This window comes from Paenibacillus sp. FSL W8-0426 (genome assembly GCF_037969725.1).
GTDB classification, from domain to species: Bacteria; Bacillota; Bacilli; order Paenibacillales; family Paenibacillaceae; genus Paenibacillus; species Paenibacillus hubeiensis.
On the sequence record NZ_CP150203.1, the window covers coordinates 2,047,467 to 2,072,919 of the forward strand.

General features: G+C 52.6%; 24 protein-coding genes. 15 read left to right on the forward strand and 9 right to left on the reverse strand.

The genetic code is table 11. The annotated features are described in order from the left end of the window. Nucleotides 1–93 precede the first annotated feature (93 nt). The 5 genes from MKY59_RS09425 (at nt 94) to MKY59_RS09445 (ending at nt 2,371) form a co-directional block, all read left to right on the forward strand. The gene (locus MKY59_RS09425) at nt 94–348 is read left to right on the forward strand and encodes a hypothetical protein (RefSeq protein ID WP_339277240.1); all 255 of its coding nucleotides are present in this window, start codon (nt 94–96) and stop codon (nt 346–348) included. A 145-nt stretch (nt 349–493) separates the two neighbouring features. Further along, nucleotides 494–796 (forward strand): iron-sulfur cluster assembly accessory protein, encoded by a 303-nt coding sequence (locus MKY59_RS09430; RefSeq protein WP_236418301.1) that lies wholly within the window; start codon nt 494–496, stop codon nt 794–796. 20 nt (nt 797–816) lie between these two features. Beyond that, entirely contained in the window at nt 817–1,038 is a 222-nt protein-coding gene (locus MKY59_RS09435) for a DUF1450 domain-containing protein (RefSeq protein WP_236418299.1), read from the forward strand. A gap of 89 nt (nt 1,039–1,127) precedes the next feature. After that, nucleotides 1,128–1,409 carry a hypothetical protein gene (locus MKY59_RS09440; protein ID WP_236418297.1) on the forward strand — a complete coding sequence of 94 codons (282 nt, stop codon included), beginning with the start codon at nt 1,128–1,130 and terminating at the stop codon, nt 1,407–1,409. 131 nt (nt 1,410–1,540) lie between these two features. Continuing rightward, nucleotides 1,541–2,371: an aldo/keto reductase gene (locus MKY59_RS09445; protein ID WP_236418288.1), complete on the forward strand. Its 831-nt coding sequence runs from the start codon at nt 1,541–1,543 to the stop codon at nt 2,369–2,371. A 96-nt stretch (nt 2,372–2,467) separates the two neighbouring features. Here the strand turns inward: MKY59_RS09445 and MKY59_RS09450 are convergent, their stop codons facing one another. From MKY59_RS09450 to MKY59_RS09465, 4 genes are all read right to left on the reverse strand, one after another. Beyond that, on the reverse strand, nt 2,468–3,199 hold the full coding sequence (locus MKY59_RS09450; RefSeq protein ID WP_236418286.1) for a DsbA family oxidoreductase: 732 nt from the start codon (nt 3,197–3,199) through the stop codon (nt 2,468–2,470). 152 nt (nt 3,200–3,351) lie between these two features. Then, on the reverse strand, nt 3,352–3,777 hold the full coding sequence (locus MKY59_RS09455; RefSeq protein WP_339278360.1) for a cytidine deaminase: 426 nt from the start codon (nt 3,775–3,777) through the stop codon (nt 3,352–3,354). A 2-nt stretch (nt 3,778–3,779) separates the two neighbouring features. Further along, on the reverse strand, nt 3,780–5,771 hold the full coding sequence (locus MKY59_RS09460; protein WP_339277243.1) for an LTA synthase family protein: 1,992 nt from the start codon (nt 5,769–5,771) through the stop codon (nt 3,780–3,782). A 309-nt stretch (nt 5,772–6,080) separates the two neighbouring features. Further along, on the reverse strand, nt 6,081–7,229 hold the full coding sequence (locus MKY59_RS09465; RefSeq protein WP_236418272.1) for a class I SAM-dependent RNA methyltransferase: 1,149 nt from the start codon (nt 7,227–7,229) through the stop codon (nt 6,081–6,083). 216 nt (nt 7,230–7,445) lie between these two features. Between MKY59_RS09465 and MKY59_RS09470 the strand changes: the two genes are divergently transcribed. Then, a complete protein-coding gene (locus tag MKY59_RS09470) occupies nt 7,446–8,078 on the forward strand; it encodes an O-methyltransferase (protein WP_339277245.1) in 633 nt (210 codons plus the stop codon). Between the two features lie 148 nt (nt 8,079–8,226). Here the strand turns inward: MKY59_RS09470 and MKY59_RS09475 are convergent, their stop codons facing one another. Together MKY59_RS09475 and MKY59_RS09480 are read right to left on the reverse strand one after the other, a co-directional pair. Continuing rightward, nucleotides 8,227–9,438, reverse strand: coding sequence for an asparaginase (locus tag MKY59_RS09475; RefSeq protein WP_236418267.1), 1,212 nt, complete (start codon nt 9,436–9,438; stop codon nt 8,227–8,229). A gap of 445 nt (nt 9,439–9,883) precedes the next feature. Further along, on the reverse strand, nt 9,884–11,122 hold the full coding sequence (locus MKY59_RS09480; RefSeq protein ID WP_339277247.1) for an MFS transporter: 1,239 nt from the start codon (nt 11,120–11,122) through the stop codon (nt 9,884–9,886). Between the two features lie 169 nt (nt 11,123–11,291). Here MKY59_RS09480 and hemE point away from each other — a divergent pair, with 169 nt between their 5' ends. The 9 genes from hemE to MKY59_RS09525 all read left to right on the forward strand — a co-directional run bounded on the left by hemE (nt 11,292) and on the right by MKY59_RS09525 (nt 21,466). Continuing rightward, entirely contained in the window at nt 11,292–12,356 is a 1,065-nt protein-coding gene (gene hemE, locus MKY59_RS09485; RefSeq protein WP_236418256.1) for a uroporphyrinogen decarboxylase, read from the forward strand. Beyond that, complete coding sequence (gene hemH, locus MKY59_RS09490) at nt 12,349–13,299, forward strand: ferrochelatase (protein WP_339277248.1); 951 nt, start codon at nt 12,349–12,351, stop codon at nt 13,297–13,299. The genes hemE and hemH overlap by 8 nt, the downstream gene beginning before the upstream one ends. Then, nucleotides 13,299–14,723 carry a protoporphyrinogen oxidase gene (gene hemY, locus MKY59_RS09495; protein WP_339277250.1) on the forward strand — a complete coding sequence of 475 codons (1,425 nt, stop codon included), beginning with the start codon at nt 13,299–13,301 and terminating at the stop codon, nt 14,721–14,723. The genes hemH and hemY overlap by 1 nt, the downstream gene beginning before the upstream one ends. 265 nt (nt 14,724–14,988) lie before the next feature. Beyond that, on the forward strand, nt 14,989–16,437 hold the full coding sequence (locus tag MKY59_RS09500; RefSeq protein WP_339277251.1) for a CapA family protein: 1,449 nt from the start codon (nt 14,989–14,991) through the stop codon (nt 16,435–16,437). Between the two features lie 23 nt (nt 16,438–16,460). After that, a complete protein-coding gene (locus MKY59_RS09505; RefSeq protein ID WP_339277253.1) occupies nt 16,461–17,213 on the forward strand; it encodes a glycerophosphodiester phosphodiesterase family protein in 753 nt (250 codons plus the stop codon). A gap of 44 nt (nt 17,214–17,257) precedes the next feature. Next, nucleotides 17,258–17,887, forward strand: a complete 630-nt coding sequence (locus MKY59_RS09510; protein WP_236418207.1) for a fumarylacetoacetate hydrolase family protein — start codon at nt 17,258–17,260, stop codon at nt 17,885–17,887. A 196-nt stretch (nt 17,888–18,083) separates the two neighbouring features. Further along, the gene (locus MKY59_RS09515; RefSeq protein WP_339277254.1) at nt 18,084–18,893 is read left to right on the forward strand and encodes a DUF92 domain-containing protein; all 810 of its coding nucleotides are present in this window, start codon (nt 18,084–18,086) and stop codon (nt 18,891–18,893) included. Between the two features lie 13 nt (nt 18,894–18,906). Beyond that, a complete protein-coding gene (locus tag MKY59_RS09520; protein WP_339277256.1) occupies nt 18,907–19,485 on the forward strand; it encodes a TetR/AcrR family transcriptional regulator in 579 nt (192 codons plus the stop codon). A 49-nt stretch (nt 19,486–19,534) separates the two neighbouring features. After that, on the forward strand, nt 19,535–21,466 hold the full coding sequence (locus MKY59_RS09525) for an ABC-F family ATP-binding cassette domain-containing protein (RefSeq protein ID WP_339277258.1): 1,932 nt from the start codon (nt 19,535–19,537) through the stop codon (nt 21,464–21,466). Nucleotides 21,467–21,803: 337 nt separating this feature from the next. Here the strand turns inward: MKY59_RS09525 and MKY59_RS09530 are convergent, their stop codons facing one another. The 3 genes from MKY59_RS09530 to pepF all read right to left on the reverse strand — a co-directional run bounded on the left by MKY59_RS09530 (nt 21,804) and on the right by pepF (nt 25,295). Then, a complete protein-coding gene (locus MKY59_RS09530) occupies nt 21,804–22,844 on the reverse strand; it encodes a M42 family metallopeptidase (RefSeq protein WP_339277260.1) in 1,041 nt (346 codons plus the stop codon). Between the two features lie 136 nt (nt 22,845–22,980). Further along, nucleotides 22,981–23,337, reverse strand: coding sequence for a lipopolysaccharide assembly protein LapA domain-containing protein (locus tag MKY59_RS09535; RefSeq protein ID WP_339277262.1), 357 nt, complete (start codon nt 23,335–23,337; stop codon nt 22,981–22,983). A gap of 167 nt (nt 23,338–23,504) precedes the next feature. Next, complete coding sequence (gene pepF, locus MKY59_RS09540) at nt 23,505–25,295, reverse strand: oligoendopeptidase F (RefSeq protein WP_339277264.1); 1,791 nt, start codon at nt 25,293–25,295, stop codon at nt 23,505–23,507. Nucleotides 25,296–25,453 lie beyond the last annotated feature (158 nt).

A 25,453-nucleotide genomic window follows, 5' to 3' on the forward strand; every position in this document is an offset into this window, starting at 1 on the left:
TCCGTTTTTTTCAATTCAGCTTCCTGATCCATAGAGCATGGGTGGTGCAGGGTCTTGTGCTTTCGGGTAAGGAAGGGATAGGAGGTCATGTCGATGAAATGGAGAAGATTGTTGTCATTTAAGCGGTGGGGAGAGGTATTCACGAGATTGCCTCGTTTGTTGCGGGCCCCCGAGATTCCGCTCTGGGAAAAACTGCTGTTTGCCGTGCCGGCGTTGTTGTATTGGGTGCTTCCCGACGTGATGCCTTTTATGCCGATCGATGATATTGGCGTGACGCTTTTGCTGATGAACTGGTTTGTCAGTCGGGCCGAACGTAAATATCCGGCGCTGCCGCCTGCTTCAAAATAAAGAGTATTGCCGCAAATGGGGCATTATGGCACGATTTTGCATCAATGTTATTGCACAGCGGGTTAACTTTCTTTAAAATAGATGCTGGAGTTTCGAAAATGCTGCAATTGTTGGATCCAGCAATTACGATATAGGAGATGAACAGATGAATTGCAAAATTACGCGCAATGCTGCCAAAGTATTGAAGCTTGAATTGGACAAGCCTGAGAATGAAGGGAAAAAGCTGCGGGTTGTCATTACTCACGCCCATGGCGATCACGCCCATTACGGGCTCGATCTGGATACCCCGGGAGATCACGACGAAGTCGTGTCTACGGATAAAGAGATCGACGTAATTCTCGAGAAAGATCAGCCGATGCTGGATGGCGTTAAAATTGACTATCTGTATTTCCCGCAAGAGGGATTTGTCATTACGAACCCTTCCAAAGGCAATCACGGCGACCATTAAGGCGCAAAGAAGGGGAAATCATGGCTAACGATATCCGCGTCTGCGAGAAATGCAGGCATATTAAATTGAAATCGATCGTACCTAAACTGGAGAAAATGGCTCCAGGCACCGAAATCAAGGTGGGGTGTAAATCGTATTGCGGACCTTGCGCCAAACGTGCATTTGTTTTCGTCAATGGCCGTTACATTAGTGCTCCTACGGAAGAAGAAGTGCTGGAGAAAGTTGCAAAATTCGTGAAATAATGGTTTTGGGCGCGAAAGGGCATAAGGCGGATAAACCTAATCCATCCTAAAGGGGTAACAGGAACATGATTCCCAAGGAGGGTGTATTCATGCCGAAGCGTTACGATTCCAGCTTGCAAGCCAATACGACCGTATCTCAGGCGCAAAATGCGGTCAACAAACTGCATTTCGCCGTTTCCCAGGCGATGTCCCATCCGACCGAGCAAACCATTGAACAAGCCGAACGGCGCTTGGCTCATACCGAGCAGGCGATGCGTCAAGCCGAACGTTCTTTGGGAGGTCAGGGCGTCGAGCTTGCCGAAGAGATGTTGGCCGTGGAGAAGAGACGATTCAGCTCCATCCGCAGCCAGAGCGGCCAAGGGAATTCATAATTCGTTCCTGTCACACCGGAACCCGCAGGGCAGAATGCTTCCTGCGGGTTTTTTGCGCCCGGTGACCGCTTCATTTTTCGCGAGGAGGTTAATAGACCAAGAGCAGGTTAATTCCAATCGGGAGGTATAGGATGACAAAACATATTACGGATTGCACCATACTGAACAATGGAGTCACGATGCCTTGGCTGGGCCTGGGGACTTATCGGGCCAAAGGAAAAGAAGTGCAGGAAGCGGTGGAGACAGCGCTGGAAGTGGGTTATCGCAGCGTGGATACTGCATCCGTGTACGGCAATGAGGAAGAAGTGGGACAGGCGCTTGCGGGCAGCGGGATTGCCCGGAGCGAGTTGTTTGTCACAACCAAGCTGTGGAATGAGGATCAGGGCTATGACCAAACGCTTCGTGCGTTTGAGGCGAGCCAAAAGGCGCTGGGTCTGGACGTCATCGATCTGTATTTGATCCATTGGCCCGGCAGGGACCGATATAAGGATACGTGGAGAGCCTTCGAGCGTCTATATCATGAGAAAAGTGTACGAGCTATCGGCGTAAGCAATTTTCAGATTCATCATTTGCAAGACTTAATGGACGAAAGTGGAATAGTGCCTGCGGTAAATCAGGTCGAGCTGCATCCTGGTCTGGTCCAACAGGAATTGCAGGATTTTTGCGGGGAGCACGGCATCCAGTTGGTTGCATGGAGTCCCATCATGCGCAACAAGCTGGACAAGGAGTCGACCCTGAAGGCGTTAGCCCAGAAGTACGGGAAGAGCACGGCGCAAATCATTTTGCGCTGGGACATCCAGAATCAGATCGTGACGATTCCAAAGTCGGTTACGCCGGAGCGCATTCGCGAGAATGCCGACATCTTTGACTTTGAGTTAACGCCGGACGAACTGAGTTTGATCGATGCACTCGATGCCGACAAGCGAACGGGCCCGCATCCGGACCAGTTGTTTTGGGATTAGATTGACATGGACGGCATTTCGGGGAAACGTAGTTTCATCGATAAAAAAGCAGCAGGTCTTGGAGTATGCCAAGTCCTGCTGCTTTTTCGTCGACGTTCAGTTCGAAGGTTTTTGGGGCAGCTCGCAGCCTTCATCCGTGCAGAGACCTGCATCGGCAGTGTTGTCTCCGGCAGACTCCACCATAGTGAAAGGAGTACGCTCATCCCAGGCTTTTTGCAACGCGTTTCGGAATACGTCTTCCGGTTGTGCGCCGGAGACGGCGAATTTCCGGTCGATGACAAAGAAAGGAACGCCGCGAACCCCCAGCTGCGCAGCTTCGGCTTGATCCGCCCGCACATGGTCCGCGTATTGATTGCTCGCCAGCACGGCAGCGGCTTCCTGGCCGTCCAATCCCACTTCTTCAGCGAGTTGGATCAGCGTGTGATGATCTCCTGTATCTTTGCCTTCGATAAATACGGCTTGGAACAGCCGCTCGCTGAGTTCCAGCATTTTGCCTTGGGTGCCGGCCCATTGAGATAAGCGGTGAGCGGCGAAGGAATTGGTCGGAACCATCGAGTCGATGTCGTATTCCAGCCCCGCGGCTCTGGCATTGGCATTCATTTGGGCATTCATGGCCTGAGCTTGCTCGGCGCTGATGTTATACTTTTCCGTCAAATAGTCGGTGTTGGATTTGCCGCTGTTCAATTCGGCGTTCGGGTCGAGCTCAAAGCTTTTGAATTCAACGGTAACGTCGCCACGATGCGGAAATTGTTCCAGGACTTGCTCCAGACGGCGCTTGCCGATATAACAGAAAGGGCACATATAGTCAGACCATATTTCAATATTCATGTTGGACCTCCAATGTAGTTGAAACTATTTTGGTTACAATTATAAAACAGCCGATCCGTATTCGCAAGTTTCCTTGCGGACGTTTGAATCAAAAAATGCCGAAACACGCAGCGAGGTGCGGCTTCGGCACATTGCATTCACCGAGGGATGCTTTATTGGTCGCGAAAGGCTTTGAACCAATGAAAGGGCTGAATCTCATCCAGCCTTTTGTAAATTAACCGACCCTCCGGATCGTAGATGGCGGCTTTGACGTCTTCTCCCCAAAAAAACAACCGTTCCTGGCAAACGCCGCAAGGCGTCAATACTTTGAATTCGGATTGCTCGTCATCGCGGGCCACGCAGATGGAATGGGTGACGTGTTCGTTGAGCTTGTGAGCTTCCAGAAAGGCTCCGGTCTCCATGCACAATTCGGTCGCGGCATTGATCACTTCGGGAGCAACGCTGATGAGGACCGAGCCTTGTTCGGTGTAGACGGCAGCTGCGCCTCCCCAACCCTGGGGATATCGATGTTTTACAAAGGCGGTTGCCTCATCGTACAGCTTTTGTTCAATGGAATGATGTTCAATATTTGTTTTCATCGTCATTGGGGTTCTCCTTTTTCCTGCCGCAAGCGCGGAATGAGGTCATAGGTAATGACCGTATCCGACACCTGCAATCGTTTCTGCGCTTCTTCATGTCCAGGGCGGCATGCATTGATGCCTGTTGGTGCGCTTGTGCTTATATCGTAACATGAACCGTTCTCGAACAGGTAGTCGTCCGAGGGGATATAAAACAACGAGCCGTCCGTAAATGCGCCGCTGCGCAGCACGACCGTCCGCGGCGACCCGGAGTACAGGTCGTTCCCCATGTGGTAATATGCTTGATCGGAGATGCCGAGCAGGTGCAGCACCGAAGGCGTAATGTCGAGCTGTCCTGCGGGAGCGTCGATGGTGCCTGCGCCTGCGCCGTCCGGAAGATGCACGAGCAGCGGCACCTCGTTCATGATCTGTTCCATGTCCAATGCATTCAACGAGCGGCCCAAAAATTTCTCGTAATCATCCTGTTCAGTGATTGAATTGTCATGATCCCCGTAAAACATAAATATCGTATTGTCCCACCAGCCGCGGCTTTTAAGATCCTCTACCATGCTGCCGAGTGCGGCGTCGACATAATGGACCGATTGCAAGTAATTCCCGAGCATCGTGCCCTCGAATTCGCCGACATCCAGTTGGCGTTTATTCTGCGGAAGGGAGTAAGGGTGATGGCTGCTAAGCGTGATCAGGAACGAATAGAACGGGGCGACGGCCTCGCCGCTCATTTTGTCGACAGATTGACGGAAAAAGGACTTGTCGGATAAGGACCAGCCGAGCGGGTCATCCTCCACAAAGTCGTTTTTGCTGTAAAATCGGTCATATTTCATATTTCGATACATCGTATACCTGTTCCAGAAGCCGCTCTCATAGGCGTGAAACGCGTTGGTGCTGTACCCTGAATCTTTCAGGATGGAGGGCAGCGAGTCATACGTATGGTCGGCGTAGCGAACGAAGACCGAGCCGGACGGCAGCGGATGCAGCGAAATGTTGGCGCCGAAGTCGGCATCCGACGTTCTTCCTTGGCCGGTCTGGTGGTAAAAATGGCTATAGTACTGGCTTTCTTTCATCAGCTCGTTAAAATGGGGCGTAATCTCCTGGCCGTTGATGCTGCGTCCGATCATGAAGTTCATGAAGGCCTCGCCCTGCACGATGATGACGTTGCTGTTTTTGTATTTGCCAAACCACTCGTCCTGCGGCGAACCGGCTTCTTGCCGAGCCGAGAAATAGGAACGAACCTGCTGCAGTTCGCTCTCGCTGGCTTCCGTTCCTGAACCGATGTGGTCCCGGGCGAAGCTGTACAGATCGTAACCGTGAAAGGCGATCAGACCGGTCACGTTGTACATCGATACGTTCCACCAATTATTGTCGAACAAGCCTTTTGCCCAGGTCTGGCTGTAATAATAAATTGGCCCGACAGCCAGGCCTAGTCCAAGCACAAGGGCGATGCAGCCCGACGCGAATCGGCGAATGCGCGTTTGCCTGCGAGTCCCTTTCGTTCGAACTGAAGAGCTCTCGAAGGCGTGCAGGCTGTAATGCCGTGGGGAGCGACGACCAAAGAGAACGATGATGCCATATGGGATGACGAGCAGCCAGTCGGCAAAAAACAAGATGTCGCTAACATGAAGCAGCGTGACGATGCTGTCTCCCAGCGCATTGACTTGTCCGGCTTGCATAAGCACAGGAATGGTCAAAAAGTCTTGGAAATACCGGTAGTAGACCATATCCGCATAAATCAGCGCCGTGAGGAACAGGTGCAGCAGGACAAGTCCTGCCATTCTGCCTTTGGGCGGAAGCCACCAGGTCCAGAAGGAGACAAGCAGCAGGGAACCCACGGCGATCACTTTGTCAAAAAAGTCCATCGTAATGTTGTATGCATGCAGATTGTGATGCAGCCAGATCAGTTTGAATAGGATGAGTGCCAGAAACACAAGGTAAATCGTCAGCGGATGGTTCAGCAGTTTGCGCAGCATGCCGCTCGGTGTTGACCGGGTAAGGACCACGATGATGTTCCTCCTGTAAATTCATTTGTTAACGCAGTGTAAAACGGGACTCCATTCATTATAGCGCGGCCTCACTCCATTTCAACCGGGCGGAAATAGACGAAGGTTATCTCTCCCATTCATAGGATGGGTAACGCTGTGTCTGGATATGTGGAGGAACTCTCAAGGGGAGCAAGGTATGAGAAGATCGCGATCATCGGTGCCGCAGCGGAACGAAAAAAGCCCTTGCCTGAGGAAGGCAAGGGCCGGCTAAGAGGGACCTGCACCGGTTGCGGTTGATCGCAGTGCCAACCGAACCATGCTCTCGTTTTATTCGGGTTTAGGTCCGCGCGGCGGCAATGGGCCGAGATATTGGTAAAATTGGGTCTCAATGCGTCCGTTGAACAGCTTGCGCCGTTTGTCCGCTTTCCGGCCGAAATAATGCTCGAACGATTTGGTGGACGTGATCGCAAAAAAGGACCATGTCGGCATTTCCAGGGCGGAGCGTCCGAGAGAACGAATGAGTTTCTCGACTTCCTTGTCGTCGCCAAGACGTTCGCCATAAGGAGGATTGGTCATTAACACGCCATATTCTCCCTGTGGTCTTGCGCGATGCGCAGGCATCACGCTGAGCTGAATGTCTTTGGCGAAGCCGGCGCTCTTGACGGCTGCTTTGGCGACTTCGATGGCTTCCGGATCGATATCGCTGCCGGCAATTTGCAGCGGCACGTCGTCTTGAACGGCATCGAAGGCTTCCTCGCGGGCCTGTTCCCACAGTTCTGGCGGAACGACGCCCCAATGTTCCGCATTGAAGGAACGGCGCAGTCCCGGCGCAATATTCCAGCCGATCATGGCCGCTTCGATGAGCATCGTGCCCGAACCGCAGCACGGATCATAGAACGGGCGGTTCACGTTCCAACGGCTGAGCTGGATTAGCGCGGCCGCGAGCGTTTCCTTGAGCGGTGCTTCCGTTACCAGTTTGCGATACCCGCGTTTATGGAGCCCTGCACCTGTCGTGTCCAGCGTAAGCAGGGCGCGATCGTTGAGAAGAGATACCTCGATCACGTATCTCGCGCCATTTTCGGGAAACCACTCCGTGCGATGCGTCAGCTTCAGTTTTTCGACGATCGCTTTTTTGACGATCCCTTGGGCCGCGGGCACGCTGCTCAGTTGGGATTTGTGGGAACGCCCTTCGACAGGGAATTCGCCGTTTGCCGGAATCCATTCTTCCCAAGGGAGCGCCTTGGTCCCTTCGAACAATTCGTCGAATGTGGTCGCATCGAATTCGCCCATTTTGACGAGCACCCGATCCGAGCTTCTCAGCCACAGATTGCAGCGGCAAATGTCGATGTAATCCCCTGTAAACGTGACCCGCCCGTTCTCTGTCTTGACATCCTCGTATCCTAGTTCTTTCAGTTCCCTGGCGACAACCGCCTCAAGCCCCATCGCCGAGGTGGCGATCAATTGCAATTGAGCCATTGCTAAATATTCAACTCCATTTCAGGCTGGAAGGAAATATGCCTTTCCGATGCCGTATAGTAGACGGTGCGGCCTTGCCGCTTGCCGTGAAAAAACTTACAATGAGTAATGCGGTATGTATTCAAGCTTAACCGCCTGTATCAATAACAAACATTCATTATAGAACATTGGGATGCAGATGGAAAGCGGTCCAAGTGTCCGAGGGAGGATATTGCGGTGAATTTGACACCTGACGAATATGTGAATCAATTATATCAAGAGGATGAGCTCTTGTTGAAAGTGAAGGAGGCCATTCGGGCGAGCGGGATGCCTGAAGTGTCCATTGCCCCGGCGTACGGCCGTTTGCTGACTTTCCTGGCGAAAACATCCGGCGCTTCGGCCATTCTCGAAATCGGGGCTCTGGGAGGGTATAGCGGCATCTGCCTGGCCCGCGGCTTGGGGGAAGGCGGCAAGCTGACCTCGCTCGAATTGAAAGAAGCTTACGCAGCGATGGCGAAAGGCCATCTGGAAGAAGGCGGTTTCGGAGATAAAGTGGAGTATCACATCGGTCCTGCCGCAGACAGCTTGCAGCGGCTCGAAGAGGAAGGGCGCACGTTCGATTTCGTTTTCATCGATGCGGACAAGGAAAACTATCCGGTTTATCTCGATTACGCAATCCGGCTGGCCCGTCCGGGAACGGTCATCGTAGGCGACAATTGCTTCCTGCGAGGTCGTACGTTGAATCCGGACAAGCAAGGCCCGGCCGTGCTCGCCGTGCGCCGTTTCAACGAACAGATGGCCAGTGACCCGCGCCTCGTGACCACGATGCTGCCGGATTACGATGGTTTGGCCCTGGCCTGGGTGAAGTGAAAAAATAGGTACATCGTTAAGAAAGACCACGCCTGTTCTTCCTGAGGGCGTGGTCTTTCTGCGGGTTTAAACGGTTTTTTAAATGTATGATGGCTGCTGCATGTTCATTAAGATCGTCTATGGGTTGGCCGGAATCGGCGTATCCTTATTATACTTCAGGCGTTCCGTAGGTTTCGAACCATTTCTTGATCGTATCGAAATCGCTGCTGAACGAGAGGGAGAGCATCAGCAAGATCCGAGCCTGCTGCGGGCTAAGGTTGTCTCCGGCGATGATGCCGTCGCTGCCCCCGTATACGCTTCCCGAGCCTGTACGGGTTGTCGTCACGAAAACGACGCCTTCTTCGATCGCTTTGGTGCGTGCTTGACCCATCGCTTTTGAAATGCCGCCTGCGCCGGTGCCTGACGTTACGATGCCCTTGGCTCCGCCTTTAACGAAGCCTTCGATGGCTTCTCCTCCGGCTTCCTGGTAAGAGATCGCGATCTCGACCTTCGCGAGGTCGGATTTTTTGATTTTGCTCAGATCGAAGACCGGTTTGGCTGCCCCGGAAGGCTGCATGGCCCGCGAAGGTGCGCGGTAGATGCGAATGTTGTCTTCATCGATGTAACCGACGGCCCCAAGCATCGGGGTTTCAAAGGTGTCTGTGCGATAGTCGTTCGTTTTGGTTACGCCTCGTGCCAGTTGAATGGTGTCATTCAACATGAGCACGGTGCCGAAGGAAGTGGTGCGACCGCTCGCGGACAATTTGATGGCATTGTACAAGTTGGCCTGCGCATCGGAACCAATCACCGTCCATGGCCGCATCGATCCGGTGATCACTACCGGTTTGTCGCTTTGGACCGTCAAATCGAGGAAATAGGCGATTTCCTCCATGGTATCCGTTCCTGTCGTGACGACAACGCCGTCATATTGTTTGAGCGCTTCGTCTACGGATTGCGAGAGATCATAGAGATCGGCCATGGTATAGGAGCCTGAACCGGAATTGCCGAACTGGAGCGTATTGACATCCGCGATCTTCTGTTTATCGGGCAGTGAATCCACCATATCGGCTATGGCCAGCGTACCGGCTTTGTAGTTTTGAAAGCTGGTTTCGTCCTTGGACTGGCCGGCGATGGTTCCCCCTGTACCGATGACGAGAACGTTAGGCAGCTGGGATTGTTTGGCGGCATCAGTGACAGGAGGAATGGTTGTGTTGCGCGCCGGCGTGGACGATGTCGTCTGCACGGGAGCCGTCGTACCGCTCGTTTCGACGATGGCGGCAGAGGCTGCGTAAGTTCCGATTGGGGATAAGGAGATGGTCAGTGCTGTCAAAGCGGCTGTGCTCCATACAGCCCAAGGGCGAAGATTTGAACGTTTTGTCATAGTAACACGCTCCTTCAGGTCAATGGTGTGTGAGGTATTATGTAATGATTGTAGGGTTATTGTATTATGTGTTAGAAAATATGACAAACGAAAGATTGCATAAGGAAAGCGGTTAAATTGAAAGATTGAAAGAGTATATTGCATATTTATTTGAAATTTTGAGGAAAAATACGACGTTGGAATGATTGGGTTTTCATCTGATTATGTCAGATAATATTCCATAATAGGCTTGAGGTTGTGCTGTCATGATCGGTATAGGCGAGAAATGAAATCGTCTATCGATAAACTCAGAGAGGTTGGGCCGATTATTGGTCACGTAGCTTCGTATATAACGGGCGGATGCAGGACATTCCTTTGAAAAAAAAGAGCTCCCCTCCAAGTCTTCCTGTAAAGGAAGCTCGGAGAGAAGCTGCATGTGGGATTCGTGGTCCGGGGAAGCTGCATGTCAAGGATCACGCAGGGATGCTGGTTTGCCGTACAGCTTGAATCGGACCCAGATCATATTCAGCAACAATAGGGCGCCCGACAAAATGAAAAGTCCTTCGATTCCGATAAAGCCGGCCAGGAAACCGCCGAACACGGCGCCGAGCATGTTGCCCAGTGCAAGCGTGCTCGTATTGAAGCTGAATGCACGGCTGATCATGCCTTCCGGCGAATAGGAACGGATCAGCGCATTGACGCTTGGCAGCAGGCCGCCCATGAACATACCCATGACGAAGCGTACAAGGATGAGCTGCCATACCGTCTGTACAAAGGCCTGCGGAATCAACATGAGGCCCGTGCCGATGAGTGAAAAGGTCAACACCTTGTGGGCCCCGATCTTGTCGCTGAGCTTGCCGAGCACGGGCGACATCGCCATGTTGGACATCCCGGTCACGGCACCGACCAACCCTGCCCAGAACGCTACGTTGACGTCGGACGCGTGAAGCTTCTGCACGTACAGCGGCAGCAGAGACATCGGACTGATCATGGCGAACTGAAGCAGGAACGTTACGGCGAACAATGCAGGGAGCTGCGGAAACTTGTTCAGCTCTTTCAAACCGGACAGGACCGATTGCTCTGGCAGCTTGGCCGCTTTTTCGCGGTCGAATGTCTCCCTAACGAAAAACAGGGCCAGCATCGAGGCCGTAAAGATCAGTCCGCCCGTAATGTAGAAAATCGGACGGAAGCCGACTTGGTCCGCCAGCAAACCGCCGATCAGCGGGCCGAGAATCGTGCCGGCGACCTGGCCGGACTGGCTGATCCCCATGGCGAAGCCCATGCGGTCTTTTGGTGTCGTGCTTGAGATCAGCGATACGGCGGCCGGGTTGAAGCCCGAAATCGTGCCGTTCAACAGGCGCAATAGCAGCAGCTGCCACGGGCTTTGCGCGAGTCCCATCAAGCCGATGACGATCGCCATGCCGAAGCCCGAACGCAGCAGCATGATTTTGCGGCCGTATTTGTCCGACAGCTTGCCCCACAGGGGCTGGAACAAAAAGGAGGTCAGGAAATTGGCCGCAAAGATGATCCCCGCCCAGATGCCGATTTCATGCTCGCCTACCACGCCGAGGTCTTGTGCCAAATAAAGGGACAAAAACGGGGTGATCATGGTCATACCGGAGTTGGCCAGAAATTGCCCGAACCAAAGCACGATGAGGTTTACTTTCCAGGTTTTCAAAGTGCTTTTCACTCCTTTCTGGATCATTTCTGAAACACCTAAAAAAACACGATTCTTTTATTATACCATAATTGGCATATGGGCATCGGGATGTAAGGAATGTCATAGTATTGTCATCCAGACGTGGTTGTTACTGGTCTTCAAAAAGGGCATAATGGTAGTTATGAGTCCAAAACGAGTTGGAGGCATCTTAACAATGAGCTATAATGACCGTCTGATTCGGGCGAGCTTCGGACAGCAGGTGGACCGTGTTCCGGTGTGGTACATGCGTCAGGCTGGGCGTTACGATCCCGATTACCGCAAGATCAAAGAGAAATATTCATTGCTTGAAATTTGCCGCCAGCCCGAGCTGGCTGCTGAAGTGACCCTAATGCCGGTACGCAAACTCGGCGTGGATGCGGCTATTTTGTATTCCGATATTATGAATCCGGTTGCGTCAATCGGCATTGATTTCGATATTGTCAAAAACATCGGTCCCGTCATCGATAATCCCATCCGCAGCGCTGCGGACGTGGATCGGCTTCGTCCCATCGACGTGGAGGGGGATTTGTCCCATATATTAGAGACGATCCGGATTCTGGACAAAGAGCTGGACGTTCCTTTGATTACGTTTGCGGGTGCGCCGTTTACGATCGCCAGCTATCTGATCGAAGGCAGGCCGTCCAAAGGATATATTCGCACCAAAACGTTGATGTACAGCGAGCCTGAAGTATGGCATCGGCTGATGCAGAAGCTGGGCGACATGGTCATTACATATGTACGAGCCCATATCGGCAGCGGCGGCAAAGCGTTCCAGTTGTTCGACAGCTGGGTAGGCGCGCTTTCACCGATTGACTTCAAGACCTATGTCCTGCCAACCATTACCCGTATCTTTGCCGAATTGTCGGATTTGAATGTACCCAAAATTTATTTCCCTGGCGTTGCTTCGGGAGAATTGCTGCCCGCGCTGCTTGAACTGCAGGCGAACGTCATTGGATTGGATTGGCGGGTATCCATCTCCGAAGGACGCAAGAGACTGGGGGGCAAGTTTGCCGTGCAAGGCAACCTTGACCCGTACGTGCTGACCGCGCCGATGGATGTCATCAAGCAGCAGGCCAAAGCGATCATCGACGAAGGCGTTAAGGAGCCGGGCTATATTTTCAATCTGGGTCATGGATTGTTCCCGGAAGCCTCGCTTGATAAATTGAAAGAATTGACGGCGTATATTCACGAATATTCTGCTGAAGCATTGAGAATGGGAGTGAAAGTTACCAATGACTAATACAGTAGGCGTACTGGTGATGTCTTATGGCACACCGGAGAGCATGGAAGGCATCGAAGCGTACTACACGCATATTCGCCGGGGGCGTCCTCCCGAGCCGGAGCAATTGAAGGAATTGACGGATCGGTATGAGGCCATTGTCGGCGGTGTGTTCCCGCTCAGGGAAAACACGGACAACCAAGTGAAGGCCCTGCAGGAAACATTGAACCGGGATGAGCGCACAACAGAGGTGGAATTCCGTTGTTATCAGGGATTGAAGCATGCCCGCCCGTTCATCGAGGACGGCGTTGAACAGATGGCCAAGGACGGCATCCGGACGGCGGTTGGCATCGTGCTTGCTCCACATTATTCCACGATGAGTGTGGGCAGCTACATTAAGCGTGCCCGCGAGAAGGCGGAGGAGCTCGGCATTCAGATGTCTTTCGTCGAAAGTTATCATCTGCATCCGAAGTTGATTCAGGCTTTTGCGAGCCGTGTCAATGCCAAGCTGGATGCGTTTGAGGAAGCTGGCGCAAAACGCGGGGAGGTTCGGGTCCTGTTCAGCGCACACAGTCTGCCCGAACGGATCGTCGGCATGGGCGATCCTTATCCGCAGCAGCTGCTGGAGACATCGGAAGCGATCGCTTCCCGCACGGGGATCAGTAATTGGCAGTTCACATGGCAGAGTGCGGGAAGAACCGCAGAGCCGTGGTTGGGACCGGACATTCTGGACACGCTTCAGAATCTGGCGCGCGAGCAGGTGGAGGACGTCCTGGTGGCACCCGTCGGATTCGTGTCCGATCATTTGGAAGTGCTCTATGATCTGGATATTGAAGCCAAAACGATCGCCAAGGAAATCGACATACGTTTGATGCGCATTGATTCGCTGAACAGTGATCCTCTGTACATGGAAACGCTCAGCGATGTAATTATAGGCCGATGGCGGCAAGGAACAGATGCGTAATGGTTGATAAGAAACGGCGTGTCATAGTCATCGGCGGCGGGTTGACCGGCCTCAGCGCGGCATTTTACATCCGGAAACATTACCGGGAAGCAGGGGTAGAGGCCCAAATTACGCTTGTGGAAAAAAGCTCGTCCATGGGCGGTATGATTCAGACGCTTCATCGTGACGGTTTCGTGATCGAGAAAGGCCCGGATTCCTTCTTGGCCCGCAAAACGGCTATGGTCGATCTGGCCAAGGAACTGGAAATCGACCATGAACTGGTCAGCCAAAATCCGGAATCCAAAAAAACCTACATTATGCAGCGCGGCAAGCTGCATCCGATGCCTGCAGGACTGGTGCTTGGCATACCTACGGAACTGGCGCCGTTTCTGCGAAGCGGGTTGGTGTCTCCACAAGGCAAGCTGCGCGCATTGATGGATTTCTTCATCCCGCCGCGTCGATCGTCAGAGGATGAGTCGCTCGGGTACATGATTGAGCGCAGGCTTGGGCCGGAGGTGCTGGAGAACCTGACCGAACCGCTCTTGGCCGGCATTTATGCCGGGGATATGCGCAAGCTGAGCCTTCAGGCCACCTTTCCGCAATTCGGCGCGGTGGAGCGGGATTACGGCAGCCTGATTCGCGGCATGATGACCGGACGCAAGCCGGCAGAGACCCATACGGGAACGAAAAGAAGTGCGTTTCTTACGTTTCGTCAGGGGCTGCAAAGCCTTGTTCACGCGCTTGTTCATGATCTGCATGACGTGAAGCAGCTGCTGAACACCGGAGTGCAATCTTTTGAGAAGCACGACGAGGGAGAGGCAAGATACCGGGTCCATCTGGATAACGGGGAGTCGCTGGCTGCCGAAGATATCATTGTCACCGTGCCGGCTTTTGCGGCAGCGCCGCTGTTGAAACCCCATGTGGATACCTCCGCGCTCGATGCCATCAATTATGTGTCCGTGGCCAATGTGGTGCTCGCATTCCAGAAAAAGGACGTGGAGCACGTCTTCGACGGCTCGGGATTTCTCGTGCCGCGCAAGGAAGGGCGCAACATCACGGCATGCACGTGGACTTCGACGAAGTGGCTGCATACAAGTCCGGGTGACAAAGTGCTGCTTCGCTGCTATGTCGGCCGTTCCGGGGACGAACAGAACGTGGAGCTTCCGGATGACGTGCTGACTGACCTCGTGCTCAAGGATTTACATGAGACGATGGGAGTTGATGCCGTTCCGCTCTTCACAGAAATTACGCGGCTTCGCAAATCGATGCCGCAGTATCCGGTCGGGCATCTGCAGCATATTGCGGCGCTTCGGCAGGAACTCGGCGACAAATTGCCGGGCGTTTATGTTGCCGGGGCTGCGTATGAAGGCGTTGGTTTGCCGGATTGCATCAAACAGGCGAAGGAAATGTCCATGCAGGCTGCAGCCGCGCTTGCGGCGTTGTAACATTCATCATGGGGCTGTCTCGAACGTTGAAATGGATACGTGGAGACGGCCTCTTTTTTTTCAGGCGGTCTGTCTACTTAGGGAGTGCATCGATAGTTATTTTTCTTTAGATTATGGAATTTCGCGGGTGTGAGCGAAGTTGAAGGCCATAATCGCAAGAAAAATTTCTGCTAAAGGCGGTCTGTCTACTTAGAGAGTGCATCGATAGTTATTTTTCTTATATAATGATAGCGATTGGGTTGAAAAGGAATAGAAGAGGTGGTCTATGTATCCCCCAAGATCCGAACGAGGTGCAAGGAAGAAAAAGCGAAAGCGCATAAGCCCGCAAAAGGTAGTCTGGAGCATTAATCTGCTGCTTTTTGTCTGTATCATCCTGGTCTCGCTCTACTATATTCTCGGGATGAAGGAGCAGCAGGCAAGCACAAACCCGCAAGATGAGATTGTAAGTGAGGTTCCGGCGGATCGCGACAATACCGAGGAGAACCAACCTGCTGGTGAATCAGATGCAAAACCGGTAACTGGCGGAACGTTGGATGAAGAGCCTGACCAAACGCCTCAGCCTGACCATCAGGAATCCCCTGCTGCAAGTGGAGGGAAGCAAGGTTCAGAGCCTGCGAATGCATCCGGAACTTCCGAGGCCGGCAAGACAGACCAACCTGCGAAACAGCCGGAAAAGCCAGAGAAGCCTGCGTCATCCAACGCTTCGGCTGCTCAGGACAACGATAAGTCTTCGGGTAGCAGCGTTGTTGCGCCTCAGCCTTCGGGTACCTCCGGTGATGTCATTATTAATATTGTCGGAGATATGCAATTTTCGGGCAAGGTAGCGGAAGTCCTCGATAAAAACGGCTATGACTATGCCTTTGCTCAACTTGGAGGCATGTTTAAGGAAGACGACCTGACCATCGGCAATTTGGAAACCCCTGTTACGCTTGGCGGAACCGGGGCTGCCAACAAAACCTTTGTGTACAAATCTTCACCCAAAGCGCTTGCCGCAATGGTCGCTGCTGGATTTGACGCCGTAAACCTGGCCAACAATCACATTTTGGATCAGGGCGTGGAAGGTTTGGTGGATACGCTCACCTATCTCAAGGAGTATGGCATCGAACATGTCGGCGCGGGCATGAATCAGGACGAGGCGTATGCTCCTGTATACATGGAACGCAAAGGAATGAAGATTGCCCTGCTTGGTTTCAGCAGGGTCGTTCCGGAAACGAGTTGGAAAGCCGAAGGAAACCGGGCTGGCGTTGCAGAAGCTTACAGCTCGGCCGCGGCTGTAAATGCAATCAAGGAGGCCCGCAAGCATGCCGATTTGGTCATTGTGGTCGCCCATTGGGGAGAGGAACGTGTAAGCACCCCCAACAGTGACCAGACGAGACTGGCTCATGAATTCGTTGACGCTGGCGCGGATCTGATCATCGGGGGACACCCTCATGTACTGCAAGGCGTCGAGCTGTACAAGGGCAAATGGATCGCTTACAGTACAGGCAATTTCATTTTTTCAAGATCGACCACGGAGGAGACCTGGAAAACGGCTGTCTTCCAGGCGCGCTGCAGCGCGGATGCCAAATGCAGCATGAAAGTGGTGCCTTATGAAGCAGGGCTGGGGCAAGCCATTCCGATGGAAGCCGACGCTGCACGGTTGCTTCTGGAACAGATGACCACGCTTTCTCCTGGCATCCGTTTTGAACCAAACGGAGCAGCTGTGACGAAATGACTATCATTTTAGGGGGAAACCTAGTGAAAAACATATGTGTCGCGCACCGCGGATACTCCTCGGTAGCGCCCGAAAACACGATGGCGGCCTTTTTGCTGGCCATGGAGCAGCCGCAAGTGCAATGGATTGAGCTGGATGTTCAAATGTCGCGCGATGGTGTTCCCGTCGTCATTCATGATTTTTCGTTGGAACGTACGACAAATGGCGAAGGTTTGGTCCGGGAGACAGATCGCTCCACTATGGCATCGCTTGATGCCGGATCATGGAAAAGCAAACAATACGCAGGGGAGCGCATACCGACTTTGGCGGAAGTGCTGGATCGCTGCTGCGGCAAAGTACGGCTCAATATCGAATTGAAGACGGTAGGGAACATGTACCCCGATTTGCCGGAAGCGGTCATTCGAGAGGTGAAGAAGCGTCATATGCAGAACGACGTTGTTTTGACCTCCTTCGAACCGACGGCTTTGATCAAAGCAAAGGAGATTGACCCCGGGATTAGGACCGGGTTGATCATTGATGCCTATCCAGCCGATCTTCCCGAGCGTTTGCAGGAAATGAAGTGCAGTTTTCTGTCTATTGGACACTCCCATGTCAATCGCAGCATGATGAACGATTTGCGGAGCAGAGGCATCCAAGTCATGGCTTGGACGGTGGACGATCCGGCCGTCATGCAGCAGCTCGCGGCGGTCGATCCGGAAGTGATGATCTGCACAAACGATGTGCATGCGTGGCAGGTAGCTTTCCGTGATTCGCATGACCGGTTTATCAAACGTTAGAGGCAAAGCTTTGCATAACGAATCCGACAAAGGTGGTTGTATTCATGCTGACAAATATTCGCAACGTATACTGTGTAGGACGCAATTATAAACTTCATGCCGAAGAACTGGGCAATGCCGTTCCTGACGAACCGATGATTTTCATGAAACCTTCCCACGCGGTCATCCCCATGACTGAAGAGGTCATTGAACTGCCGGCCGGAAAAGGTGAAATCCATTATGAGGCCGAACTGGTCATCCGCATCGGAAGCAGCTACGAGCCGGGAGTCAAGGTAGATGAGCTTGTCGATGCTTATGCTTTTGGCATTGATTTCACGCTTCGGGACGTACAGTCCAAAATTAAACAAAAAGGCCATCCTTGGACGGCGGCCAAAGGGTTCCGCAATTCGGCGCCGATTACCGATTTTCAGCCTTTTCCTGGGGTGAAAGACTTGCTGGAAAGCGACTTTACGCTGACCAAAAATGGGGAAACGGTGCAGCGCGGCAACATCCGCAACATGATTTTCAGCTTGCAGGACATCGTGGATTATGTTGGCCATCATTATGGCCTGGGAGCTGGTGATGTGATCTTTACCGGAACACCTGAAGGGGTGGGACCAACGACGGCAGGAGACGTGCTGGAATTGGGCTGGAATGGCCAAACGGTGGGCAAATGTTCCATCGCATTGAAGTAGAGGACACCAACATGTGATCTGTCTATAACGGGAACAAAGCTGCAAGGAGCGCGAAGGCGCTCCTTTTGGTTTTGCGGCATTTCATCAACATTTCGGCATCACGGGAAACCGTGTTATAATCAGTGTACTGTTGATCAACTTTTAAAATGGGAGAGCGTCCGTTGCATTTAACGCATGCTGACGTACAGGAGAACATATGGACTGGATCATCGGCGCCGTGTGCGCCTTTATTGTAGCGGGCGCCGCCTATGCCAAAAAATCGCTTACCCTGTCGGGAGCGCTTGCGGCTGTCATGATGGGAACCATCTATTACGGCGCGGGGAATTTGTTTTGGTTTGGTACGCTGCTGCTGTTTTTCATCACTTCCACGATGCTTTCGAAGTATCGAAAGGATCGCAAGCAGGAGCTGGAGAAATCGTACGCCAAAACGGGAAATCGTGACGCGGGACAAGTCATGGCCAATGGCGGCATCGGCATGATTCTTTGCCTTGCATACTGGCTGTATCCGCATCCGGCTTGGTTGTATGCGTTCATCGGTGTCATGGCGACCGTTACCTCCGATACCTGGGCGACTGAACTGGGTAGTTTAAGCCGCAAGCCTCCTCGTTCCGTGCTGACATGGAAGGTGCTGACACCCGGAGCTTCCGGAGGTGTATCGATGCTTGGCACCACTGCTGCTGCTGCAGGCGGGGCCATGATCGGCGCGGGAGCCTCCTTCTTTGGCTGGATGGCCGGCATGGAACATGCTCATGTGTTGGGCTGGATATGTACGGGACTGGTCGGCGGGCTTGCGGGGGCTTTTGCCGATTCCTATCTGGGAGCAACCGTGCAGCGTATGTATCGCTGCACCGTATGTGGGCGCGACGTGGAGGTTGGAACGCATTGCGGGCATGATACGGTGCGAGCGCGAGGCTGGTCATGGATGAGCAACGATCTGGTGAACGTAATCAGTTCCCTTGTCGGTGCAGGCGTGGCCATTGGATTAGGGAACATTTTTGCGCTATAGGGGGAGTTGCATTTTGAGCAGCGTGCAGGGAGACAAATCGGAAGCCATTTTGGATGCGGCATACACGATATTTGGATCGAAGGGATTTTACGAAACCAAGATGTCCGATATCGCGGACGATGCGGGTATCGCCAAAGGCACGATTTATTTATATTTCAAAAGCAAAGAGCAATTATTTGTGGCCGTATCGAAAAGGGACTGCAATGAATTCATCAGCCGTCTGGGCCGAGCGCTGGAAGCTCATGAAAGCACGGGCGACAAGCTTGGGGCCATTGCCGAAACACATCTGACGTATTATTATGAACGCCGCAATCATACCAAGCTGTTTTTTATGGCCCCGAACAACGATCCGGATCTGATGCAGTTCATGAAAGGGTTCATGCGCGAGTACATGGGCGTGGTACGCGAGGTGCTGGAGCGGGCAGGCGTGCCGGACCCTGTGTTGCTGGCAGAAGCTTATATCGGCATTCTTGACCGCCTGAAAATGGATATCATGCTGAATCCCGAGTTCGGCGAAGAGGATCTGAACAGACGGATTGCGTTTGCGGCAGCATTATTCCTGGATGGGTGCCGTTCTTTTTTGCAAGCATGAGTGGAGCGGGGACACCATCAACTAATTTACGGAGAAGTGGGTAACGAGCATGAATATAATGACTGTGGAGCAAATCTCCAAGAGCTATGGCGAAAAAATATTGTTTAAGGATGCCTCATTCGGCTTGAACGACCAGGACAAAATCGGCATTGTCGGCGTAAACGGGACGGGGAAATCTACGTTTTTGCGCGTCATTGCCGGGATTGAACAACCCGACGAAGGGCAGATCGCGATCGGCAATGACGTGCGCATTCAGTTTTTGGCACAAAATCCCGACTTCAACCCGGATAATACGGTGCTGCAGCAAGTATTTGAGGGTGACAGCCCGGAGATGAAGACCGTGCGCGATTACACGGAAACGATGGAGCTGCTGGAGCTTCATCCTTCCGACACGGCTTTGCAGGAAAGACTGCTGCGACTGAACCAGCAGATGGAACAGCTCCAGATCTGGCAGTTGGAGAGCGAAGCCAAAAGCATTTTGTCCAAATTGGGCATCCGGCAGTTTGATGCACGCATGGGGACCTTATCCGGTGGACAGCGCAAAAGGGTGGCATTGGCGTCAGCGCTTATTCATCCTTGCGAACTGCTGATTCTGGACGAGCCGACGAACCATATCGATAACGATTCGGTGGTATGGCTGGAACAATATTTGCAGAAACGGCGCGGCGCGCTGCTTATGATTACGCATGATCGCTATTTCCTGGACCGGGTAGCGAACGTGATGCTGGAATTGGACCATGGCCGTTTGTATCGCTATGAGGCGAACTACACCCGTTTTTTGGAACTGAAGGCTGAACGCGAGGAGCGTGAGGTTGCTTCCGAGCAGAAGCGGCAAAACCTGCTCCGCACGGAGCTGGCGTGGATTCGGCGCGGTGCCAAGGCGCGTACGACCAAACAGAAGGCGCGGATCGACCGTTTCGAACAATTGAAAGACCAGCAGGGCATCCAGCGTTCGGGGGCAATGGATGTGTCCGTCGGTTCCACGCGGTTGGGCAAAAAAATTCTGGAGATCGAGCATCTCTCCAAATCGGTCGGAGATCGCAAGCTGATCAGCGACCTGAATTACATTGCCGTTCCCGGCGATCGGGTGGGCATTATTGGCCCCAACGGCAGCGGCAAGTCTACCTTGCTGCAGATGATTTCCGGCAAGCTGGAGCCGGATGAAGGCGAAGTGGTCCTCGGACCAACCGTGAACTTGGGTTATTTCACGCAGGAGCATCAGGAGATGAATGAATCCCTGCGCGTGATTGAATACATCAAGGAGGCGGCCGAGAACGTGAAAACAGCCGATGGTTCGGTTATCACCGCCTCGCAAATGCTGGAGCGTTTCCTGTTCCCTCCTGCCTCGCAGTGGACGCCGATTTCGCGCCTGTCGGGCGGGGAGAAGCGGCGGCTCTACTTGCTGCGCGTGCTGATGGGTGCGCCGAACGTACTGCTGCTGGATGAGCCGACCAATGATTTGGATATTCAGACGTTGGCCGTGCTTGAGGATTACCTGGACGATTTCCCGGGCGTCGTATTTGTCGTATCCCATGATCGGTATTTCCTGGATCGGACCATCGACAAAGTGTTGGCCTTCGAAGGCGCGGGCGTAGTGCGGGTGCATGTGGGCGATTACAGCGAATACGCGGAATGGATGGCCCGTAATGCCCCGGCCCCGGCGGGATTGGAAAATGCCGCAGGCGGTGCCAAGGCACAAGCTGAAACGGCTGACGTCAAGCCTGCTTCCGCTTCCAAGCCGAAGCTGAAGTTCAGCTTTAAGGAGCAGCGCGAATATGAACAGATCGATGATCATATCGAAAAGGCGGAAGCCAACATCGCGCGGATCAATACGGCCATGGAAGAAGCTTTTAGCGATTCCGCCCGTTTGCAGGAATTGATGGCTGAGCAGGCGGAAGCCGAACGGCATTTGGAGCAATTGATGGAACGCTGGACCTACCTGAACGAACTTGCAGAACAGATCGAGCAGAGCAAATCGTAACCACGGACACGAATTTGAAGCAAGGATGCCATCTGTTCGGGGCATAAACCGATATGAACACCTTTCTGATCAAGCGCCGCTTTGCTGTCGCACTGAGCAGGAAGGTGTTTTTGCATTGTCCGCTAGTAAGGCGCTCAGCAGAAATTTTGTACCTTTTCCCTGGATCTATTCCGACCTATAGGACTTGATTTGAAACATTTGATATGAGGAGTGCGTGGGGGAGAATGCGCAGCGTGGTGTCGATTTATTTTTCCAAAAGCAAAGGATGCCGCAACGGAATAAGAAAAGTCCGTAGGCATCCTTTTTTGCGGTGTATATCGTCGCGATATTATGGGGCTTAAGGGGTTGTGATATATGCCGTTAGCAGCCTTGCCGTGTTCAGTACCGCATTTTTGTGCGTACGCTCCATGGAATGGGAAGCATGAACGCCTGGACCGATGAGTGCGGCGCGGATATTGTTGCCGCCGCGGAGCGCTGCGCTGGCGTCCGAACCGTAATCCGGATAAATGTCGACGGCATGATCCAGGCCGCCTTTTTTGGCCAATTCAATCAGACGGCTTGTCATGGCATAATCGTAAGGCCCGGAAGAATCTTTGGCACAGATCGAAACGTCGGTTTCTTTGCAGCTCAGATCATCCCCCATGGCGCCCATATCAACGGCGATCATTTCACTGATCTCCGCTGGGATGTGCGCGGCGCCATGACCGACTTCCTCATAGTTCGAAATGAGCAAAAGAACGTCATGCGCCGGCTTCCAACCCTCGCGTTTGGAAGATTCCAACAAGCCGAACAGTGCAGCTACGCTGGCTTTGTCATCCAGGTGTCTCGATTTGATGTAACCACTTGGCGTAATAACGGCCCGGGCATCAAAGGAAATAAAATCCCCGACGCCGATTCCGAGCGCGAGAACGTCCTCTTTGTTGTTCACGAGTTCGTCGATGCGTACTTCCATATGGCTTTCCTTGCGCTCGAACGTGCGGGCGTCAGGGTAGACATGGACCGAAGGATGCAGCGTAAGGATAGTGCCTGTATACGTTCTGCCGTCACGGGCATGGATCGTGCAATATTCGTTTTCGATGCTGTGCATGGTAAATCCGCCAACCGAAGTCAGTTTGAGCGTGCCGTAGGACGTAATGGAGCGGACCATGGCACCCAACGTATCGACGTGTGCGCTGAGGCCGATCGTTTTGCTGTTGTCTTGCCCGGGCAAACGCAGAATGGCGCCGCCTTTGTTGTTCAGTTTGGATTCGATGCCTAGAGATTGGGCTTCCTTGCAGATCATATCGATAATATGATGGGTATAACCGCTGGGACTAGGAGTGTCCAACAACGTTTTCAAAAAATTCAATACGTATGATTCATCGATGGTATGATGCATGGGTCATTTGTCCTCCTTCATTGAAACTCACAATTTAAAAAACAGAAACACAGCCTGGCAGGCGGAAATGCAGTGCATCACCAAGTACCCGGCAGGCTGCTTCGAGTGCTACCATGTATTGTTCCGCTCTAAATCCCTACTCCTTTTTATGCAAGGAATCTGGATCCTCCGTTCCGATCGGAGCAGCTGTTTGAGATGGTTCCGCGGAAGCAAACGAATCAGGCGAGAATGGGCTCGCCGCAGATTGTTCTAGTTCGGTAATACGCAGCTTCAATTGTTTGTTTTCGCGCTGAAGCCGGTATTGGCGGTAAATGCCGTAAGATCCCACGATAACGCCGCCGATCAGCGTGCAGCCGAGAATGAGCAGAATCAACGGAATCTGGAACGTGTTGAACAGCAGGTTGACCTTCACGGCGTTGACGTTAATCACCGCAAAAATGCCAGTTAATAATGCAAAAACGAGACCTGCAATGAGGGACCATTGCATTTTCATGATGTTGCCTCCTTGTTAGGACCGTCCTTTTCCTTGAAGGAAAGGCTATGCAGCATTTTAATTCTTTCCTGGGTCCTGAACGTTTGCAGTCTGATCCGATGATAAAATCCCCTGCCCGACAAGGGCAAGGGATGAACCGTTTCAAACCGTTCAAACAGGGGTCCGCCTTACTTGGTGAGCTGTTCCATCTGCTCGATCAGTTCCTTGAAAACGCTCATGGCTTCGCGAATCGGCTGCGGCGAGGACATATCCACGCCTGCCTTTTTAAGGATGTTGATGGAGAAGTCGCTGCCGCCGCTTTTCAGGAATCCGAGATAACGATCTACCGCAGGTTGGCCTTCCTCAAGAATTTGCTTGGAAAAGCTGGTTGCCGCAGAGAATCCTGTTGCGTATTTATAAACGTAAAAGCTGTTGTAGAAATGGGGAATGCGAGCCCATTCCATCTCGATATCTTTATCAACGACCATGCCGTTTCCGTGATATTTGACGTTAAGGTCATAATAAATTTCCGACAGCAATTGCGGCGTAAGAGCCTCGCCCTGCTCGGCACGTTCATGAATGATTTTCTCGAATTCCGCAAACATGGTTTGACGGAATACGGTGGTGCGGAATTGGTCCGCATAATAAGTAAGCAAATACAGCTTTTCTTTCGGATCTGTCGATTTTTTGAGCAAGTAATCCATCAGCAGAGCTTCGTTGGTCGTGGAAGCGACTTCGGCCAAGAAAATGGTGTACTGCGCATCACGGTAAGGCAGCGCGTTGTCCGAATAATACGAATGCAGCGCGTGGCCCATTTCATGCGCCAACGTGAACATGCTGTTCAAATTGTCCTTGTGGTTGAGCAATACATAAGGGTGCGTGCCATAAGCGCCCCAAGCATAAGCGCCCGACCGTTTGTTTTCGTTTTCGTACACGTCGATCCAGCGATCGTCGTATCCGGATTGCAGGACGGAGGCATAATCCTCGCCCAGCGGCTTTAGCCCTTCTTTCACGATTTTCTTCGCTTCATCATAGGTGATGTCCATTTTGTATTCGTCCACGAGCGGGGCGAACAGATCGTACATGTGCAGTTCGTCGACCTTAAGCAGCTTTTTGCGCAATTCCATGTACCGATGCAGCAGCGGCAGGCTTTCGTGGATGGTGTCCACAAGATTGGTATACACTTCTTTCGGGATGTTGTCGCCATATAGGGACATTTCCAGCACGGAAGGGTACTTTCGCACATTGGCGTAGAACATGTTTTTGGTTACGTTGGCATTTAAGGCTGCGGCGATCGTATTCTTTTGTTTGGCGTACGTTTCGTAAACGGCTTTGAAGGCACGTTCCCGGACCTCGCGGTTCGGATTCTCAAGCAATTGGATATAGCTGCCGTGAGTGAGTTCGACTTCCTTGCCGTTTTCGTCCTTCACTTTCGGGAACTTTAAGTCGGCGTTGTTCAACATGCTGAAAATGGTTGACGGAGCCTGCGAGAGGTTCCCCACCTGGGCCAGCAAAGCTTCCTCGGCCTGGGTGAGAACATGCGCCTTTTCGCGTTTCATTTCCTGTAACGTAAATCGGTAGGGTTTGAGATCGTCGTTGGCAATGAAGGCATCAAGCTGTTCGTCCGGCAGGGACAAAATTTCAGGCGTTACGAACGAAAGCGCTTCGCCGACCTTGACGCTCAGTTTCTGAGCTTTCTGGGAGAGACTCTGGTATGTAGGGTTGGCGGTGTCTTCATCCTGATGCATGCGTGCATAGACAAACAAGCGCTCCAGCTTCAGGCTGACTTCGTCTTCGAGCTCAAAGCTTGCCTTCAGCGATTCGGGTTTGTTCAGCTTTCCCTGGAATTCGGAGGCTTTTTTGATTAAAGCAAATACTTCCTCATATTCCTGATCCCAAGCCTTTTGGTCTGCAAACAAGTCCTCCAGTTTCCATGTATGCTCAGCCGGCACCTCGGAACGTTTCAATAATTGACTCATGGGAATCCTCCTTTGTTGGGATAATGGAAGGGATGTATGTATGGGCCGGTCTGTCCTTGCCACGTTCGCTTGTGCGGGGAGAGGCGAAGGGATCAGACTGAACGCCATCAGAACGAGCAACGTGTTTCGCCATTTCAAGCGGTTTCCTCCTCGTCGGT

Coding starts and splice junctions, on each gene's coding strand:
- MKY59_RS09425 (WP_339277240.1), top strand. CDS start 94: ATGAAATGGAGAAGATTGTTGTCATTTAAGCGGTGGGGAGAGGTATTC.
- MKY59_RS09430 (WP_236418301.1), top strand. CDS start 494: ATGAATTGCAAAATTACGCGCAATGCTGCCAAAGTATTGAAGCTTGAA.
- MKY59_RS09435 (WP_236418299.1), top strand. CDS start 817: ATGGCTAACGATATCCGCGTCTGCGAGAAATGCAGGCATATTAAATTG.
- MKY59_RS09440 (WP_236418297.1), top strand. CDS start 1,128: ATGCCGAAGCGTTACGATTCCAGCTTGCAAGCCAATACGACCGTATCT.
- MKY59_RS09445 (WP_236418288.1), top strand. CDS start 1,541: ATGACAAAACATATTACGGATTGCACCATACTGAACAATGGAGTCACG.
- MKY59_RS09450 (WP_236418286.1), bottom strand. CDS start 3,199: ATGAATATTGAAATATGGTCTGACTATATGTGCCCTTTCTGTTATATC.
- MKY59_RS09455 (WP_339278360.1), bottom strand. CDS start 3,777: ATGAAAACAAATATTGAACATCATTCCATTGAACAAAAGCTGTACGAT.
- MKY59_RS09465 (WP_236418272.1), bottom strand. CDS start 7,229: ATGGCTCAATTGCAATTGATCGCCACCTCGGCGATGGGGCTTGAGGCG.
- MKY59_RS09475 (WP_236418267.1), bottom strand. CDS start 9,438: ATGACAAAACGTTCAAATCTTCGCCCTTGGGCTGTATGGAGCACAGCC.
- MKY59_RS09480 (WP_339277247.1), bottom strand. CDS start 11,122: ATGATCCAGAAAGGAGTGAAAAGCACTTTGAAAACCTGGAAAGTAAAC.
- hemE (WP_236418256.1), top strand. CDS start 11,292: ATGAGCTATAATGACCGTCTGATTCGGGCGAGCTTCGGACAGCAGGTG.
- hemH (WP_339277248.1), top strand. CDS start 12,349: ATGACTAATACAGTAGGCGTACTGGTGATGTCTTATGGCACACCGGAG.
- hemY (WP_339277250.1), top strand. CDS start 13,299: ATGGTTGATAAGAAACGGCGTGTCATAGTCATCGGCGGCGGGTTGACC.
- MKY59_RS09500 (WP_339277251.1), top strand. CDS start 14,989: ATGTATCCCCCAAGATCCGAACGAGGTGCAAGGAAGAAAAAGCGAAAG.
- MKY59_RS09510 (WP_236418207.1), top strand. CDS start 17,258: ATGCTGACAAATATTCGCAACGTATACTGTGTAGGACGCAATTATAAA.
- MKY59_RS09515 (WP_339277254.1), top strand. CDS start 18,084: ATGGACTGGATCATCGGCGCCGTGTGCGCCTTTATTGTAGCGGGCGCC.
- MKY59_RS09525 (WP_339277258.1), top strand. CDS start 19,535: ATGAATATAATGACTGTGGAGCAAATCTCCAAGAGCTATGGCGAAAAA.
- MKY59_RS09530 (WP_339277260.1), bottom strand. CDS start 22,844: ATGCATCATACCATCGATGAATCATACGTATTGAATTTTTTGAAAACG.
- MKY59_RS09535 (WP_339277262.1), bottom strand. CDS start 23,337: ATGAAAATGCAATGGTCCCTCATTGCAGGTCTCGTTTTTGCATTATTA.
- pepF (WP_339277264.1), bottom strand. CDS start 25,295: ATGAGTCAATTATTGAAACGTTCCGAGGTGCCGGCTGAGCATACATGG.